Genomic DNA, 16365 nt, shown 5'->3' with positions numbered 1-16365 from the left:
GATCACCCTCTCAGGTCGGCTACGCATCGTCGCCTTGGTGAGCCGTTACCTCACCAACTAGCTAATGCGCCGCGGGTCCATCTGTAAGTGATAGCCAGACGCCATCTTTCAATTTCGAACCATGCGGTTCAAAATGTTATCCGGTATTAGCTCCGGTTTCCCGGAGTTATCCCAATCTTACAGGCAGGTTACCCACGTGTTACTCACCCGTCCGCCGCTAATCTTCGGGAGCAAGCTCCCTCAGATTCGCTCGACTTGCATGTATTAGGCACGCCGCCAGCGTTCGTCCTGAGCCAGGATCAAACTCTCCAATAAAGTGTTTGATTGCTCAATTGTTTTGTGTACATATAATGTACGATTGTTGTTAATAAAAATTAACGTTGGCACGCTTGGTTTTGTTTAGTTTTCAAAGAACATCATTGTCATCTTCTCTCGGAAGCGACTTTCTTAATATATCACCTTAAGTAAAGCTTGTCAACTCTTTTAAAATTATATCTTTTAAGTAAAAGATTGAAATAATTTGTCGGTTAACGCGGCGACAAGAAATAATATATCATGCTATGATTTTTGTTGCAACCCTTTTTTATAAATATTTATAGTATTGTCCACTACTTCTTTAATCAGAACTTTGTTGTCTCTTAATTTAGTTTGTTATTTCAAAGTTGAATTACTCATAGTTATTGGTGATGGTGAAGAGTTAGATAACTTTTGAAGCTATTTATTCAGAACGTACTCTACAATATGTTGATATCTTTGATTCTACATCGTACGCGAAGAAATACCTTATTTTATTTTGATATTCAGTTAAGTTTGTTTTCAGATAGACGAATTCAATTTCATGATGCAAATGCCTCACATTTACTTCGAATCCGGAGAAGTTTCTTTATTGGTTCTAAACTTTCCGTATTAAGTTATTGTATATAATTATCTAATAGAAGAACTCATTCTATAATATATAAACCCTTCTACCCATTATTTTTAAGTACCCTCCCCCGATTCACTAATCTGGTATTTGATATGATTAGCACGTTACGTTTACTAGGATTAACCCGGAATACTCAGAACTAAACAGAGATATGCAACCTTATAATAGAATAATTGTATCCAAACCTGAAAACATTAAATCAACTTTAGATACAATTCCAAATACTAACCTTGGTCAAATTTTTAACGATACGTGTACAGAGTAGATATTATATTCTTCACTTGTTACCATAGTTTTTTTGATGTATAGTAACGTTAAAATATAATATGCATAAAACCACAAGGGGAGCCTATTGGCTGAGATTGAATATCTATTATTATTCTAACCCTTCGAACCTGTTAGTTAATGCTAGCGTAGGGATGTGGATGGCCATAACAAAAGCAATGCTTGGAACCATCTTTCATATTCCATGCATTGCTTTTTTTCATGCACTGGTCTATAAATTTCTTATTTTTTCTACTAATAGGTGTTGGTTGATATGCAAGGAGAGAGGGTATTAATTTGCAAGTGAATCAACGTTTACTATTTTTGATTGAAGTAGCCATGATGGCTGCGTTGGCTTTTTTACTAGATTTAATTTCCGGAATGTTCTTTAAAATGCCACAGGGTGGAACTGTTTCGTTAGGGATGCTCCCGGTGTTTATTATGGCTTTTCGCAGAGGCTTAAGTGGTGGTCTTTTAACAGGTTTACTTTTCGGTTTTCTGCAGGCAGTGCTTAGTAATGCAAGTATTTATCATCCAGTGCAAGGGTTTTTAGATTATTATTTAGCCTTTACTGTCGTAGGCTTCAGTGGTTTATTCTTTTCGTTTATTCAAAAGGCTGTTGAAAACAATAAACGCAACCAGGCCGTTATCTATATTGTACTTGCGACACTAATTGGAAATGCACTTAGATATATCGTCCACGTAATCGGTGGTGCAGTATTTTTCGCAGAATATGCACCTGAAGGAGTACCGGCAATTCTTTATTCACTAGGATATAATGCTACTTATATGATCCCAACCTTCCTAGTGTCTGCTGCTATATGTTGTTTTACATTGTTGACAGCATCAAGACTTATTACAAGAAAATAAATTGTCCTTTAAAGATGACTCAATCCCAAAGTTTCAGCATCGGCAATTCATTAGATAGATTAAATAGGAAGTACATTCTAAATCTATTGGTGTTTGTTGAAGCGACTAGACAGGCTTGTGTCATCTTTTTTCTTTCTCTATTAATTTGTATTCATATTCTTAAAACTATTAGCATCTATTAATAGTAATAGAATAATGAATTGTTAATGGAGGATGACATGATGAATATGACGTTTGCGTTAATGCTGCTGACACTTTTTCTTTCAATTTTTCATTTTTTATATGGTTATAAGGAAGCATTACGGATTAGTAATGAGGACGGACGTGTTAACGGAGTATCTGTTATCTTTAGTATTCCACTAGGTTTTGTTTTTGCCATATTGTGTACTGCTTTGTATCAACAAATTTGAACAGATGATCAATCAGCTTGAGACTGGAACAAACTGTTATTAAGAAGGAGCTTTAACTTACTTCCATTTTTAACATTTGGCTAAGCTTGTATATTATATGAGGTAGTCGTTACGGTTGATTTCCGCTCTAGTACACGCCTTTCAAAGGAGTCTCGCAATTTGCTCCAATCAACAATTATATAATATATACAAAAAACAACCCCCAGTAGTTTGTATTTACCGGGGGTATTTACGTTATCCTCTTTCAGTTGCATTCCTCATAATCCAAATTTATTTAAAATTTCATGATTTTTTTCAACAATGTCTCATAAATATGTAAAAAGGAAAATCACCTTAGGAGGATTTTATTGGACATTGTAAAGACAATTAGCAAACATTTACTTATCTTTTCCCTTGCTCTTATCTTCCTTTTTCTATTCTTTTTAATCATTTTCATATTTACACATATCCTATTAGGCTTGGTTATTAGTATTATCCTTTGCCTAATGTCTGTTGGTTTGTTCTTCTTCCTCGTATTTGATTTTGTCAAAGGCAGGAACTTAGTGAAAATTTCGTTACCAGACACTTTTAATAGACGTGTATCGCTTTCATGTTTTTCACTAGCTTTCATATTTGTCTCCTTTTACTTCTTGTCAATTCATCTTATGATTAGAATGGAATTAGGAAGCAACCTCTCAATGAACGAGAAAATTCAATACTATATGCTTCCTTTACAAAAGCAACCATCTGATTCGATTGATTATCATGCTATGAAGAAGAATAAGCTGACACATACTTATATGAATGTTACCGTGTATTATGACAAAGATGAAGAAGTGCTGTTACCAATCATTGAAGAAGCACTGACGAAAGCTGATAAACTAACGACAGATATCATCGGTACATTGAAGGATAACGAGATCGAGTTACTATTACATTCCTCACCTGATGAGCTTTATGAACAAACAAAACTTGTCAAAACAATGGGCTATTTTGATGACCCAAATGATATTGTTGGGATCGCTATAACAAATCTCGATGAAATCATTTCAGACCAAATGCCTGGGGCGTTTTATTTCCAAAGTACGATTATGCACGAGTACACTCATTATCGATTGCAAGCATTCATTAAAGAACAAGGATTATTTGTTTACCGGATTCCATTATGGTTTCATGAAGGTGTTGCCGAATATATCGGTATGAACAACGTTGACCAGCGTTATTATCCTTTTAAAGATACTTCATTTCAGCATTTACAAACACATGAAGATTGGGAAGAGTACCGCTTGGATAATTATGATGTCTACCTGCAAAGCTATTATGCGATTCATTTTTTAATTAATACGTATGGAGAGGAAATCATAAAGGAAATAATCCTTGAAACGGCGAAAACAAATGATTTTAATAAGGGTTTTAAAAAAGCTACAGGAATGAATATGGATGATTTACAATCGGTGTATTTACTATTTGAGCAATCGAAAAATAGTGAGAACGAGGATAATTCTTATTGATCTTAAAAAATAGTAGAAGATTCTCTATATTTCGATATTTTGTCTATAGTATAATAAATTCGAATGACTAAAGGGGGGAAATAGATGATTTTCCAGCTTGAAGCAACACGTAAAGAACTATTGACGGTAATTGAGGCGATACCAGAAACCTTCATAAACGTAAAAGAATCTGAAAAAAAGTGGAGCATTGGACAAGTGCTTGACCATTTACACAAAACGGAGGTAAACATTACAAAGGTCATCAAACATATGTCTACATTACCAGAACAGCAAGATAGTCTCCCAACTAAACCATTAGTACTTACTCTAGATCGAACAAGAAAAGTGAAAGTATCTGATTCATTAGCTCCTGCATTAGCCGAGCTGGATAAACAAGAGTTATTAGACGCACTTGCACAATCACGAGCAGAATTAATTAATGTTATTGAAGCAATTCCACAAACAGTCGATTTTACTAAAATCGGATATAAGCATCCAGTTTTTGGTGAACTTTCACTTATGCAATGGATCGAATTTATCGGTTATCATGAAAAACGTCATCTTGCACAGATTGAAGAGGTTAATGCGATACTCATAAATGAAAGCGTTTGAATATTGGAATACGAGGCTGCCTCAACATAGAAAGAATGAGACAGCCTCTGTATTTTTTGTTAATCCTCTTCCCCTATTGTCGTTTTATCTTTAAAAGGGCCTTTATGTCCGCCAAAGTAATAATGTCTGTCTTCATCAAACGGGAATAGCTTCTGTTCTCTAGCTTCATCAGCGTGCTTTGTATAAATTTCTTCCATTAACTCATGTGGAGTCTTGTCCTTTGCATCAATTCCTAGAATCTCAGCAGTTTGTAGAATTTTTTTCTCGAACACTTCCATCATTAATTCGCGTTCAGTCTTACCCTTTGTATCGATGCCTAACTCTTGAGCATCTTGTTGGATTATTTTTTCACGAATTGCTTTCGCTAATTCATCCATATCCTTACCTTCAGTCTCAATTTTCAATTCAGCAGCTTTTTTCATTAAAATCGTTTTTCTTACTTCCTTGGCGATTTCTTCAATTTCTTTGCCGTTCGTATCAATACCCATCTCTTTCGCCTTCAGTAAAATTCGTGTTTCCTTTACTTCCTTTGCCAGCTCGTCAATTCCTTTGCCATCGACTTTAATCCCTAATTCTTCTGCATGACGTTTAATATGTGCTGCTTTTACTTCTTCTGCAAGTTCTCTAGGCTTTTTTCCTTCTGTTTCAATTCCTAATATCTTGGCCTGTCTTTTTAATACTTCATAATGCTTTTCTAGGTTCATATGATTTTCAGCAATTTCGTTTTTAATCACAACGCTTTTGTTGCTTGTATAGCCTATTTCGGCATGTACCTCATTCATATGGATGAAGCCTAAAGTGAATATTAACGTAACATATGTAAGAAATTTCTTCATGTTGTGCCCTCCAATATAGTTGTTTGTAGCTGCCTTTATATACCGATTCACCTCATTATCATTTAGTGCTACTTTGTATCTATTTTCTATAAGAAGAGAACAAATTATGAATACATTTTAATTTTTTAACAGAAATGAAATATTTCATTTATTAGATTAGGTGCATCATGCTCATCAATATTCCCCGGGAGTTTAAATAAAAAAAGCAGTCATTCATCGAGGAATAACTACTCTTCTACTTTTATTTAGTTGGACGGTAACGATTACCAGGAAATCCCGTGACATTCAGTTTCACTTTAAAAAGTCCACCTGACAATGGATATTGTCTTAGCTCCTCTTCAGCTAGTCCAATACGGGCTGTTGTGATGTATAACTCATCTAAATGCTCGCCACCGAATGTACATGATGTCACATTTTTAGCCGGTATCTCAATTCGATCAAGCTGTTGCCCTGTTTGTGGATTCCAACGTGATACACACGCACCACCCCAATGAGCAATCCAGACCATTCCTTCCGTATCAATTGTCATGCCATCTGGTGAACCCATATCGTGTGGGATTTTTACCCCAACTTGTTTATATGTAATGTCACCAGTAGTCTCGTCATAATTGTAAATGCAAACTTGACCTGTCGGAGTATCGATGTGATATAAGAATTTTCCATCTGGACTAAACGCTAACCCATTTGATATCGTTAAATTTGTAAGTAACGTATGGATTTGACCATCAGGATCGAGACGATACAGTGCACCCGCTCCCTCTTTAGCATCTACATCCATTGAGCCAATATAAAAACGACCATACTTATCACACTTACCATCATTAAAGCGATTCATTGGTTTATCCGCTTCTGGATTTGCTAGGAATGTTAATTGTTTTGTCGCGAACTCATATTGATGTAGGCCATTTTGCATTGCAAGAATCATCTTACCAGCTTCACTCGGCACCGCAGCACCAATAAATTGTTCAAATTGATCATTAACATCTGTATTTGTTTCGGACTGAAATGCATGTAGCTTCTTATTTAAAATATCAACCCAATATAATGTTTTTGATTGCTCGTCCCAGTGTGGACCTTCCCCTAACGTGGCCTTTGCATCGATTACTAATTGTACATTGTATGTCATTCGTCTACCTCTCTCCTTGTTGGTTGCTTTTACTACGATTCCACATAAAAAGGTAAAATCCTTTAAAATTTTTTTAAAGGAGATTGAAGATTTTAAGCGAATTGTGGTTAAGGGGTGATAAAATGACTCATTTTCAACTGCTTTTTAAACTTAATAAAGATAATCAAATCGATACACGTGAAAAGGATGGTAAACTTTTACTAGATATTGAAGGCAAACTAGAGGTAATGATTAATAACCAATGCTTTTTTTCTGAGTCTTACTTAGCCTTGCTAGAGTTTGCGGTAGCATTATCACAGTGGGACCAAAAAGATTCCTTTACTTATTATACAATGGAGCATGATGAAAGAGAGGGTCCCATTCTCACATTTCGAAAACATGAAGATAACACCTGGTCCGTTTTTTCTATTTGGCAAACATTTGAATACAATGGAACAATATCGAGTACTATTTTACATAGCGAGGTTGACAGGTTCCTGCTAGCAATAAACAATGAGCTAGCCCAAACCTATAAACTGACCACGAAAAGCTTTCGATAAGTTAGTAAGCACTTATACATAATGATTTTACAACTTTGGAGGTTGAAATGAAGAAAATATTAATTATTATCGGTTCATCCATTATCGTAGCAGGAGCAATCTTTTACTTTACTTTTACAGGTTTATCTGAAAAACCAACTTCACCAAAAAAAGCTGCCACAATGACAGTAGAAGAAACGAATACTGGCAAGGCAGTCGAAATTGAAGAGGTAAATAAGAAACCCGTTGAAGAGGAATTTCCTCTCGATATGGAAGAATATCGAATCAAGGATGCCATCCACGGAATGTCCCACCAAAAAATTAAAGCGGATAAGAAATGGGGATTCATTCCACTTACATCAGACCGGGTCAGCCGACTACTTGAAATCGTAGAAGCAAATAAGGCAAACTACAAACATTCAACCGTCTACCTAGAAATCCTAAACCGTTGGGCAAAGAAAGACTTCTCACGAGTTGATAAAGACCATAACGAAATTTGGGAATTACAGAACGGAACAATTGGAAGAGCAACTGGAATACTAAGTAGCGAAGAGGAAATGGAATTTATACAGAAATATTATAATGTAGACCAATAATAGTAACTTTGCGCTTTTCATATTACATAGTAAATGTAGTAGAAAAGCGCATTTTTACTATACATGACAATTAAATCATTCATCATGATACTAGTCCTACTAATGGATGGATGTTACTCTTATGAAATAATAAGAATAAACATTAATAGAATGAGGAGGTCAAAATTCATGACTGAACAACTAGTCGTAAAAGACGAAATCATTATCGAGGCAGCACCCGCAAAAGTATGGGAAGTCCTCATTAAACCTAAATATGTCGCACAATGGGATGCACTTCCTGACAATTACCCTCAAGAAGATATGACGATAGGGAGTAAGGTCATTTGGGAAAATCCTAATGGTGGAGAAACAATTACAACAATAATAAAAGCAGATGAAATGAAAGAATTAAAAATTGCTTTATACTTATCAAACTGGGAAGTCAAACCAAATGAAGGTGATGTCGCATACCTTTATCGTTTAGAAGACTTAAACGACCGCACTTTGTTAAAAATCGAGATTGGTGATTTTGCTTTATTGAAAGATGGTCAAAAGTATTATGATGCTTCGGTGGAATTTGCCGATGAGTCGAAGCATGTTATTAAGGGTTTGGCGGAGAAGCATTAGGTTTTATATCGTTTATTGGAAAATGTTTTTCATAAATTCGATGAACCCATTTTGGATTTTCATGTGGAGAGAAAGGTCTTCATAAGTTCGATGAAGAACATTTTGGATTTTCCTACGAAAAGAAATGGTCTTCATAACTTCGATGAAGAACATTTTGGGTTTTCCTACGAAAAGAAATGGTCTTCATAGGTTCGATGAAGAACATTTTGGATTTTCCTACGAAAAGAAATGGTCTTCATAGGTTCGATGAAGACCATTTTGGGTTTTCCTACGAAAAGAAATGGTCTTCATAAGTTCGATGAAGAACATTTTGGGTTTTCCTACAAAGAGAAATGGTCTTCATAGGTTCGATGAAGAACATTTTGGATTTTCCTACGAAAAGAAATGGTCTTCATAAGTTCGATGAAGAACACTTTGAATTTTCCTACGAAAAGAAATGGTCTTCATAAGTTCGATGAAGACCAAAAGGAATGCAGAACCAGAAAGGAATGTCCTTCATGAACAGGGATGAAGACTAAAATGTAGGATAGAGATTGTGCTTAATAGAAATCCATAGGAAGATGGATCTGAAAAACAAGAAAAGCCCTACCAAAAGCCGCTTCACAACAATGAAGAAACCTAAAAACTGCGATTTCCCCAAAAACGTCCCTTACACATCACTTTGTACAATCCTATATAGTCGAAAATGCACATAATTATATTGACATTAATAAATGAGGTTCAACGTGAGTTACAACATAACATTATACAAGACGTTTCCTATAGGGCGTCTTTTTTTCTGTTTTTTAGGCTTAATCGATATGTAAGTTCTAGTTTTACAATTTAATTTATCGCACATTTTTGATTATTGACTAATTTTTCTGACCATATTAAAATATTGATTATTATTAAGGGGCATTAGCTCAGCTGGGAGAGCGCTACACTGGCAGTGTAGAGGTCAGCGGTTCGATCCCGCTATGCTCCATTTATAGAAAAGCCACTCCTAAGAATAAGAGTGTCTTTTTCTGTATTAGAAACTATTTTTGTCTTTTAGTACTATTACCGCATCACATCACCTTAATCTTCCACCAGCCTTAGAAATTCATTGAGCATACACTTAGAACATCACTTTACACTCTTTTCTTGTTTACTACCCTTGAATTAAATCTAAACTTTCATCGATATACAAATGTCTGTATACAGTAATGTAAATAATAAAGAAGCTACTATGTATTATTTCTTTTATATCATACTGATTTTTTCCCACTATATTCTTGTGTAACACAGACTAAAGGGAACAATGCTGAAATTGTTTCTTTAAGACATTTCATAATAAGCGTGTGCTTTATTTTTACACAAATTTGCTTTTCCAAATATTATCTGTTAAGCTTAAGAAGAATTATTTTTGTTCGGTCTGTAAGGAAAGAATAAGTTTTTAAAACTTTCGCCTTTGATATCTAATTGAGCAACGATAGTAATAAATTGTGGATTTCATCCACACAGGAGGAAACAAACATGCAACAAGGTACAGTAAAATGGTTTAACGCAGATAAAGGTTTCGGATTCATCGAAGTTGAAGGTGGAGAAGATGTATTCGTACATTTCTCAGCTATCCAAGGCGAAGGATTTAAATCATTAGAAGAAGGTCAAAAAGTAACTTTTGACACTGAGCAAGGTCAACGTGGCCTTCAAGCTACAAACGTAAACAAAGCATAATGACTGAGGACTCCATAATGGAGTTCTTTTTTATTTGGAGAAAAATATAAAACCCCCTATTCAATATTGAATGAATAGGGGAAAGATTCAAGATGCTATAAGGTACTAAATGGTTAGCTAAAGCATAACACACTGCTTGCAGATAACCTAATCTTATTTCTAGAATTGTGCTTTAATAAAGCAACCTTCTATTTTTATCAATTTTTATATTTTCTGAATCTAGGACATAACGTAAAACCTCCAATAAAAACAGATGTGTTTCTTGACTAGGTTTATTAGGTCAGGTCAACTGTCTTTTCACTTCCATACATAACCCTACATTCTTCCCTAGTTTTATACTCCATACTCAAAATCTCAATTGAATTTTCAAAGTCTGTATTTATTGTCATTTCCCTCATAACTTGGTAGATTTCACTATTCACATCAATCAAACAATTTCTCTATGGATTGCATTCATTATCTCCATTCTCTGTTTTGTCTCTAAATATAAATAAAACGAAGTACTCATCTCCTACTTTTGACTAGCTTCGAAGCCAAACTCTACGAATCTCACATCCACATTGACAAGGAAACATTTCAACCACTACATGACAATTGTCACCCCACATCATGACATAACCCACTAATCTCACTTCAACATCCATTGTAAACTTACCTCATAAGCAAATCGGAGGTGTCACAAATGGAACAAATCATTGAGTTAAAAAATGTTCAAAAAGTGTTTAAGGATAAAAAGGCGGTAGACGGGATTTCCTTTTCGATTACGAAGGGAGAGATAGTTGCCATTCTAGGACCAAATGGGGCAGGAAAGACAACGACCATGAATATCATGCTTGGGTTATTAGAGCCTAGTGAGGGGCATGCTCAATTATTTAACAAGCATCCAAAGGACAAATTTGTTCGGGAGAAAATTGGTGCAATGCTTCAAGAGGTAAGCGTTATCGATGCTTTAAAGGTGAGTGAAGTGATTCAACTTTTTAGAAGTTATTATCCTACTCCCCTGTCATATGAGGAATTAGTTCAGTTCACTGGTTTTAGCCAGAAAGAGTTGCAAAAACGGGCAAATAAGCTATCTGGTGGACAAAAAAGACGTCTTGGCTTTGCACTTGCGATGGCGGGTAATCCTGATGTGTTATTTTTTGATGAACCGACAGTTGGTTTGGATATTACAGCAAGAAAGATGTTTTGGAAAACGGTGCAGGAGTTAAAGCATCGCGGGAAAACTATTTTGTTCACGACTCACTATCTTCAGGAAGCAGATGATGTTGCTGAACGTGTCATTCTCTTTCACGATGGAAAAATTGTTGGTGATGGTACTCCTACAGAAATTAAAAATAAGCTGACAAAACAAGCGATTACGTTTTCAACCGATTCAACTATTCCTCACGAAGAATTAAGCACCCTTCCTTTTGTAACAGATGTATATGAAAAAGATGGGCGGATGTTTGTATTAACAGAACAGCCGGATGATGTGTTAAAAGCTATTTATAGCAAGAACCTTGATGTACGTAACATAGCGATTGAACGCGGAAGACTTGAAGATGCATTTGAACAATTAATGGAAAAACGGGAGGTCATTTAAGATGAATGGATTTTTGATGCAATGCAAGGTTGAGATATTGAGGATATTACGGAATCCCTATTATGTGTTTTGGTCGTTGTTCATGCCTATTGCGTTTTACATTGTGTTTACGAAAATTTTCAACTCTGCCATGGAGGATCAACAACTTTGGCAGGCACATTATTTAATGTCAATGACAGCCTTTAGTTTGATGGGTTCTGCGATTATGACGCTCGGTATTCGTTTAGTTGAAGAACGTACACAAGGTTGGTCAACATTTATGAGATTAACCCCTTTAAGTGACCACGCTTATTTCATTGCAAAAATGGTCGGACAAATGATGATACACTTAGTTTCAATTGTGGTTATTTTTACAATCGGTGCAATTGTTAATGGGGTTACCCTAACTGCTTTAGAGTGGATAATGTGTGGTATATGGTTATTGTTTGGTTCCTTACCGTTTCTAGCTCTAGGAACATTAGTAGGAACGATGAAAAGGGTTGATACAGCTGCAGGTATTTCAAATATGGGTTATATGGTTCTTGCCATCGCAGGAGGTATGTGGATGCCACTTGAGATTATGCCAGACTTTGTACAAATGATTGGGAAATGGCTACCTTCATACAATTTTGGCAATGGTGCATGGAATATTGTTCGTGATAGCAGTCCTGACTGGATTAATTTTTTCCTATTAATAGCGTATCTCATTGTATTCGTGCTACTTTCAGGATATATTAGGAGAAAACAGGAAATGACGGTGTAGTATACATGCTTCAAAAACTGAAGAGTTTTAAAGTTTTCCCAGCAAGATACGGCTTCTTTCCATATGTATTTTTAATCTATCTTTTCATGCCAACCTACTATGTGTTATCTGAACAAGGTTGGAAACAATCACTTGGGATTGGGCTGTTACTGTTGTTTCTCGTAACTTATCGACAGCTCTATAATTCCTTTGACAAAAAATCCTATACGTACTGGTTAATTATTCAGGTGTTGATTATTATAACTCTAGCAATCTTCTATAATCTTTATAACGTATTTTTAGGATTTTTCTCCGCTCATTTTATCGGCTGGTATAAACATAAGCAAATGTTTTACTGGGCATTGGGACTGTTTTCGATAGCTATTATTTCCCCATTCATTGCCCGGTGGAACAGACTAGAATTAGAGAATGTCTTTTTTTATGGGATATTTATCGTGATTATGATTATCTCTCCATTTGGCATTAAATCGATGAATAGTCGAATGGAGTTAGAAAAAAAGCTCGATGAAGCAAATGAACAAATTAGAGAATTGGTAAAACGGGATGAGCGAATGCGAATCGCTAGAGATCTTCATGATATCTTAGGGCATACGCTATCACTTATTACATTGAAAAGTCAACTCGTCTATAAATTAATTAGCAAGGATATTGAAAAAGCAAAATTAGAAACAAAAGAGATTGAAAGAACGACAAGGTCGGCACTTAAGCAAGTAAGAGAATTAGTATCAGATATGAGGACAATTACGATAGCAGAGGAACTAATCGAGTCAGAAATCCTTTTACAAGCAGCTGGAATTTCCTTTGAATATAAAGGTGACCCAAAACTTGAAGAAGTACCTCCACTTACGCAAAATATCCTCAGCATGTGCTTGAAAGAAGGAGTAACAAATGTCGTCAAGCATAGTCAGGCAAGTACTTGTCTTGTTCAGATTGTGAAAAAAGATGGCGAACTCGAATTATCGATCACAGATGACGGCAAAGGACTTGATGGGATAAATGAGGATGGCAACGGACTAAAAGGAATTAATGAACGATTAAGGTTAATTGACGGTTTATTAAAAGTCATTTCACATAAAGGAACAAAATTAATCATTACGGTTCCAATCATTGTTAAGGAAAAGAAGGTTGGTGTTGGTTCATGATTAACGTGTTAATCGCAGAAGACCAAGGAATGTTAAGGGGCGCATTAGGCTCATTACTAGATTTCGAAGACGATATTGATATTGTCGGGAAGGCATCAAATGGCAAGGAGGCATTACAGTTAATCCTCTCCCTCCAACCTGATGTATGTTTAATGGATATTGAGATGCCTTTTATGAGTGGCCTTGAAGTAGCTAGTGAGGTAAAAAAGCAAATGTCATCATGTAAAATTATCATTTTAACGACATTTGCTCGTCCTGGATATTTTGAACAAGCAGTAAAAATTGGTGTTGATGGCTACATGCTAAAAGATGGGTCAATTGATGAATTAGCTGAATCAATCCGAAGTGTGATGAGAGGCAAAAGAGAATTTTCCCCTGAATTAATATTTGGTAGTATGAAGAACGATAACCCGTTAACTGACCGTGAAAAGGATGTATTACGGTTAGCAGGGGAAGGAAAAACGTCAAAAGAAATGTCTGCTGAGTTATTTTTATCAGCAGGAACTGTTCGAAATTATATGTCTGAGATTATAAATAAATTAGAAGTAAAAAATCGAACTGAAGCTGTGACGGTTGCGAAGGAAAAAGGCTGGATTTAATAATAGCATTGAAATATATTTTTTATTAATAATGAATTAGGGGATGTCCAAAAGATTGGTTTCTTTTGAACATCCCCTTGTATCTTACTTTAATTTAATTTCAATCGTTTCAGTTCCCCAAAATCCTGTTTGACATTGGAGGACTGCTTTTGTTAAATCAAGGTCGCCAGGTACTTCGAAGACGACTTTACCTGATTTAGAAAGTCCCGGGTTGATTTGTTCTAAGAAGAAGTCAGTGCCGGCATCACCCATTGCCATAGTTACTTCTGCATCTGTTACAGCCTCATATTCAGTACCATCGTCTTTTAAAATTTTGAAAAAGCTAGAGTTAATTGTTAAAGCTTCCTTTTGGGCATTTTCGATTGTTACATCTGCAATAATGAATTTACCTTCTGTTTTAGCATTTTCAATAAATTCGTTCCCACTTTTTATTTCATTTGTTTCTTCTACTCCATTTACAGTGAAGCTCACATCTGCAATTGTTGCCTTTTCCCCTACTTTTACAGCAGTAACTTCATCCTCTTTTGCTTCTTCTTTCGGTTCTTCTTTTGCTTCTTCTTTTGGTGTTTCCTCTTTTGTTTCATTTGCAGCAGTATTTTCATTTGTCTCTTTAGTAGCAGTGTCCTCCTCGTCACCCCCGCCACTAGCAAATGCAATAATAACAATAATTACAATTAACCAGAACCACCATTTTTTATAAAATGGCTTATTCACATTGTCTTTAGCCATTACGAATACCTCCTGGATGTATATTCATGTAGTCAACTCATTTGGCTTGTACAACTGTTATTATGTACAATGTTAATGAATCAATTCTTTTTTAGAAGGTGTAGTTGGCTCAGTAAAAATTACCTGTAATTAAAGATACTTGAAATAAAAAATCCACACCCATTCAAAAGACAAAAAGAAGCTTAGGGGATCCCAAGCTTCACAGTGTTGCATTACTTTGCTATATAAGTTGCTAACGCCTTTTGCACATCGTATATGCTCTTATCTTTTTTAAATTGTTTAGAAACTGGATTTGTCGTACTAGAAATCCAAATTTTTAATTCAGCATCTAAATCAAAGCTACCAGCAGTTTCTACACTAAAATGTGTAATACTTTTATAAGGAATCGAATGATATTCAACTTTTTTACCTGTGACACCTTGCTTATCAATTAGAATTAGCCGTGTATTCGTGAATACAATTAAATCCCGGATTAACTTATACGCTTTTTCAACCTGTTCATGCTCTGTGATAACTAATTCTAATTCCTTCTCAACCGCTGTCGTATCAACCTCTGAAACGTTACCCATTAAACCATCTAAAATACCCATGTAACCCCCCATTACTCATTTAAGAAATTTTATATAAGCTAATGATTCCCTCATAACTTTAATATATATTCAAACATAATTGTTCATACTACATAATTAGGAAATGCTTTATGTATGAACTACATGTAAATAATGAGGTGTTAAATGAACTTTAGATAGTTAAACAGTATATAGTAAGATGTTATTTTTTTCTCGGGTCAACATAATCCGGATAGTCGGTAATAATGGCATCAACCTTCATTTCAAACAGGAAATCTGCTGCTTCTTGACTGCGAACCGTCCATGAGCCAATTTTCATCCCAAGAGAATGAACTTGATTTACTAATTCCTCAGTAACAATACCATAGCTTGGGTTAAACCAATCAGCATATGTTGCGAATTGTTGCAATGCTTCTGGTGTTGTATGGGCACGGTTTGATGTTAATACTCCGATTGGCACTCTTGGGAGAAGCTTATCCATCTTCTTCATTGATTCAAAGTTAAACGATTGGATAATAATTTTGTTATTTCTTGGTTTATCTAAATTACGTTTTTTGATTGCAGCTGCTACTTGCTCTTCCATTCCTGGATAAAGTTCAGGGGCTTTTAATTCTACTAAAATTCCTACTTTACCACGGTAACGATCAAGGATTTCGTCAAATGTTGGGATTTTTTCTCCCGCAAATTGCTCACCTTTCCAGCTTCCCGCGTCAAGGCTTCGTAGTTGTTCAAACGTTAAATCTCCAACTTTGCCAGTGCCATCTGTTGTACGATCAACAGTTGTATCATGAATCAACACTAACTCACCGTCTTTACTTCTTTGCACATCAATCTCAATGTAGTCGGCTTTCATGTTAACTGCTAAATCAAACGCTGCAATTGTGTTTTCTGGTGCATATGCTGTAGCACCACGGTGGGCAACATTATCGACTTTTTTCCTTTCCCCGTTCGTCGGTTCCCCTGCAAAAGCCTGACTAAAAGAACTGAATAACAACGTAAATGCGATACCTGCACCAGCTAATAGTTTTTTATTCACTTTCCCATCTCCTATCAAAATAGTAGTTTCATATATAGT

Annotated in this window: 17 protein-coding genes, 1 tRNA gene, 1 rRNA gene and 1 riboswitch; of the genes, 13 read left to right on the top strand and 6 right to left on the bottom strand. The window is 35.5% G+C overall.

Translation table 11 applies throughout. The annotated features are described in order from the left end of the window. A 16S ribosomal RNA gene (locus J2S19_RS15855) occupies positions 1-315 on the bottom strand; the annotation flags it as partial. A gap of 941 nt (positions 316-1256) precedes the next feature. Beyond that, positions 1257-1362, top strand: a riboswitch (TPP riboswitch). A 130-nt stretch (positions 1363-1492) separates the two neighbouring features. On the opposite strand from J2S19_RS15855, the gene thiT reads away from it, so the two are divergent. The 4 genes from thiT to J2S19_RS15835 all read left to right on the top strand — a co-directional run bounded on the left by thiT (position 1493) and on the right by J2S19_RS15835 (position 4550). Beyond that, positions 1493-2059, top strand: a complete 567-nt coding sequence (gene thiT, locus J2S19_RS15850; RefSeq protein WP_307344128.1) for an energy-coupled thiamine transporter ThiT — start codon at positions 1493-1495, stop codon at positions 2057-2059. A 221-nt stretch (positions 2060-2280) separates the two neighbouring features. Next, complete coding sequence (locus J2S19_RS15845) at positions 2281-2469, top strand: hypothetical protein (RefSeq protein WP_307344122.1); 189 nt, start codon at positions 2281-2283, stop codon at positions 2467-2469. 347 nt (positions 2470-2816) lie between these two features. Next, positions 2817-3959, top strand: coding sequence for a hypothetical protein (locus J2S19_RS15840; protein WP_307344120.1), 1143 nt, complete (start codon positions 2817-2819; stop codon positions 3957-3959). 84 nt (positions 3960-4043) lie between these two features. Further along, positions 4044-4550, top strand: a complete 507-nt coding sequence (locus J2S19_RS15835; protein ID WP_307344118.1) for a DinB family protein — start codon at positions 4044-4046, stop codon at positions 4548-4550. Positions 4551-4609: 59 nt separating this feature from the next. Here J2S19_RS15835 and J2S19_RS15830 read toward each other — a convergent pair whose 3' ends face one another. Both J2S19_RS15830 and J2S19_RS15825 read right to left on the bottom strand, forming a co-directional pair. Beyond that, positions 4610-5386, bottom strand: a complete 777-nt coding sequence (locus J2S19_RS15830; protein WP_307344116.1) for a hypothetical protein — start codon at positions 5384-5386, stop codon at positions 4610-4612. Between the two features lie 241 nt (positions 5387-5627). Next, complete coding sequence (locus tag J2S19_RS15825) at positions 5628-6512, bottom strand: SMP-30/gluconolactonase/LRE family protein (protein WP_307344114.1); 885 nt, start codon at positions 6510-6512, stop codon at positions 5628-5630. Between the two features lie 122 nt (positions 6513-6634). Here J2S19_RS15825 and J2S19_RS15820 point away from each other — a divergent pair, with 122 nt between their 5' ends. The 9 genes from J2S19_RS15820 (at position 6635) to J2S19_RS15780 (ending at position 13992) form a co-directional block, all read left to right on the top strand. Then, on the top strand, positions 6635-7051 hold the full coding sequence (locus tag J2S19_RS15820; protein ID WP_307344112.1) for a DUF7878 domain-containing protein: 417 nt from the start codon (positions 6635-6637) through the stop codon (positions 7049-7051). Positions 7052-7098: 47 nt separating this feature from the next. Next, positions 7099-7626 (top strand): DUF6241 domain-containing protein, encoded by a 528-nt coding sequence (locus J2S19_RS15815; protein ID WP_307344110.1) that lies wholly within the window; start codon positions 7099-7101, stop codon positions 7624-7626. A gap of 168 nt (positions 7627-7794) precedes the next feature. Then, positions 7795-8232, top strand: coding sequence for an SRPBCC family protein (locus J2S19_RS15810; RefSeq protein WP_307344108.1), 438 nt, complete (start codon positions 7795-7797; stop codon positions 8230-8232). A gap of 891 nt (positions 8233-9123) precedes the next feature. Continuing rightward, positions 9124-9196 (top strand) — tRNA-Ala (locus tag J2S19_RS15805). A 530-nt stretch (positions 9197-9726) separates the two neighbouring features. Continuing rightward, entirely contained in the window at positions 9727-9927 is a 201-nt protein-coding gene (locus tag J2S19_RS15800) for a cold-shock protein (protein ID WP_307344106.1), read from the top strand. 682 nt (positions 9928-10609) lie between these two features. After that, positions 10610-11509, top strand: a complete 900-nt coding sequence (locus J2S19_RS15795; RefSeq protein ID WP_307344104.1) for an ABC transporter ATP-binding protein — start codon at positions 10610-10612, stop codon at positions 11507-11509. 1 nt (position 11510) lies between these two features. Next, positions 11511-12251 carry an ABC transporter permease gene (locus tag J2S19_RS15790; protein ID WP_307344102.1) on the top strand — a complete coding sequence of 247 codons (741 nt, stop codon included), beginning with the start codon at positions 11511-11513 and terminating at the stop codon, positions 12249-12251. 5 nt (positions 12252-12256) lie between these two features. Further along, a complete protein-coding gene (locus tag J2S19_RS15785) occupies positions 12257-13393 on the top strand; it encodes a sensor histidine kinase (protein WP_307344101.1) in 1137 nt (378 codons plus the stop codon). Further along, entirely contained in the window at positions 13390-13992 is a 603-nt protein-coding gene (locus J2S19_RS15780) for a response regulator transcription factor (protein WP_307344099.1), read from the top strand. The genes J2S19_RS15785 and J2S19_RS15780 overlap by 4 nt, the downstream gene beginning before the upstream one ends. Before the next feature lie 84 nt (positions 13993-14076). Here J2S19_RS15780 and J2S19_RS15775 read toward each other — a convergent pair whose 3' ends face one another. From J2S19_RS15775 to J2S19_RS15765, 3 genes are all read right to left on the bottom strand, one after another. Next, positions 14077-14721: a DUF4352 domain-containing protein gene (locus J2S19_RS15775; RefSeq protein ID WP_307344098.1), complete on the bottom strand. Its 645-nt coding sequence runs from the start codon at positions 14719-14721 to the stop codon at positions 14077-14079. Positions 14722-14933: 212 nt separating this feature from the next. Continuing rightward, on the bottom strand, positions 14934-15311 hold the full coding sequence (locus J2S19_RS15770) for a PH domain-containing protein (RefSeq protein ID WP_307344097.1): 378 nt from the start codon (positions 15309-15311) through the stop codon (positions 14934-14936). A gap of 181 nt (positions 15312-15492) precedes the next feature. After that, positions 15493-16326: a glycerophosphodiester phosphodiesterase gene (locus J2S19_RS15765; protein ID WP_307344096.1), complete on the bottom strand. Its 834-nt coding sequence runs from the start codon at positions 16324-16326 to the stop codon at positions 15493-15495. Positions 16327-16365: the final 39 nt, after the last annotated feature.

Origin of the sequence: Metabacillus malikii, from assembly GCF_030813355.1 — a bacterium.
Taxonomy (GTDB): Bacteria; Bacillota; Bacilli; order Bacillales; family Bacillaceae; genus Metabacillus; species Metabacillus malikii.
The sequence above is the reverse complement of the archived record's forward strand: the minus strand, read 5'-3'. Positions and strand labels throughout refer to the sequence as shown.

What these genes read in the sequence shown, in the direction of transcription:
- J2S19_RS15795 (WP_307344104.1), top strand. Translation starts at nt 10,610, where the DNA reads ATGGAACAAATCATTGAGTTAAAAAATGTTCAAAAAGTGTTTAAGGAT.
- J2S19_RS15790 (WP_307344102.1), top strand. Translation starts at nt 11,511, where the DNA reads ATGAATGGATTTTTGATGCAATGCAAGGTTGAGATATTGAGGATATTA.
- J2S19_RS15835 (WP_307344118.1), top strand. Translation starts at nt 4,044, where the DNA reads ATGATTTTCCAGCTTGAAGCAACACGTAAAGAACTATTGACGGTAATT.
- J2S19_RS15825 (WP_307344114.1), bottom strand. Translation starts at nt 6,512, where the DNA reads ATGACATACAATGTACAATTAGTAATCGATGCAAAGGCCACGTTAGGG.
- J2S19_RS15800 (WP_307344106.1), top strand. Translation starts at nt 9,727, where the DNA reads ATGCAACAAGGTACAGTAAAATGGTTTAACGCAGATAAAGGTTTCGGA.
- J2S19_RS15815 (WP_307344110.1), top strand. Translation starts at nt 7,099, where the DNA reads ATGAAGAAAATATTAATTATTATCGGTTCATCCATTATCGTAGCAGGA.
- J2S19_RS15780 (WP_307344099.1), top strand. Translation starts at nt 13,390, where the DNA reads ATGATTAACGTGTTAATCGCAGAAGACCAAGGAATGTTAAGGGGCGCA.
- J2S19_RS15785 (WP_307344101.1), top strand. Translation starts at nt 12,257, where the DNA reads ATGCTTCAAAAACTGAAGAGTTTTAAAGTTTTCCCAGCAAGATACGGC.
- J2S19_RS15775 (WP_307344098.1), bottom strand. Translation starts at nt 14,721, where the DNA reads ATGGCTAAAGACAATGTGAATAAGCCATTTTATAAAAAATGGTGGTTC.
- J2S19_RS15770 (WP_307344097.1), bottom strand. Translation starts at nt 15,311, where the DNA reads ATGGGTATTTTAGATGGTTTAATGGGTAACGTTTCAGAGGTTGATACG.
- J2S19_RS15820 (WP_307344112.1), top strand. Translation starts at nt 6,635, where the DNA reads ATGACTCATTTTCAACTGCTTTTTAAACTTAATAAAGATAATCAAATC.
- J2S19_RS15845 (WP_307344122.1), top strand. Translation starts at nt 2,281, where the DNA reads ATGAATATGACGTTTGCGTTAATGCTGCTGACACTTTTTCTTTCAATT.
- J2S19_RS15830 (WP_307344116.1), bottom strand. Translation starts at nt 5,386, where the DNA reads ATGAAGAAATTTCTTACATATGTTACGTTAATATTCACTTTAGGCTTC.
- J2S19_RS15810 (WP_307344108.1), top strand. Translation starts at nt 7,795, where the DNA reads ATGACTGAACAACTAGTCGTAAAAGACGAAATCATTATCGAGGCAGCA.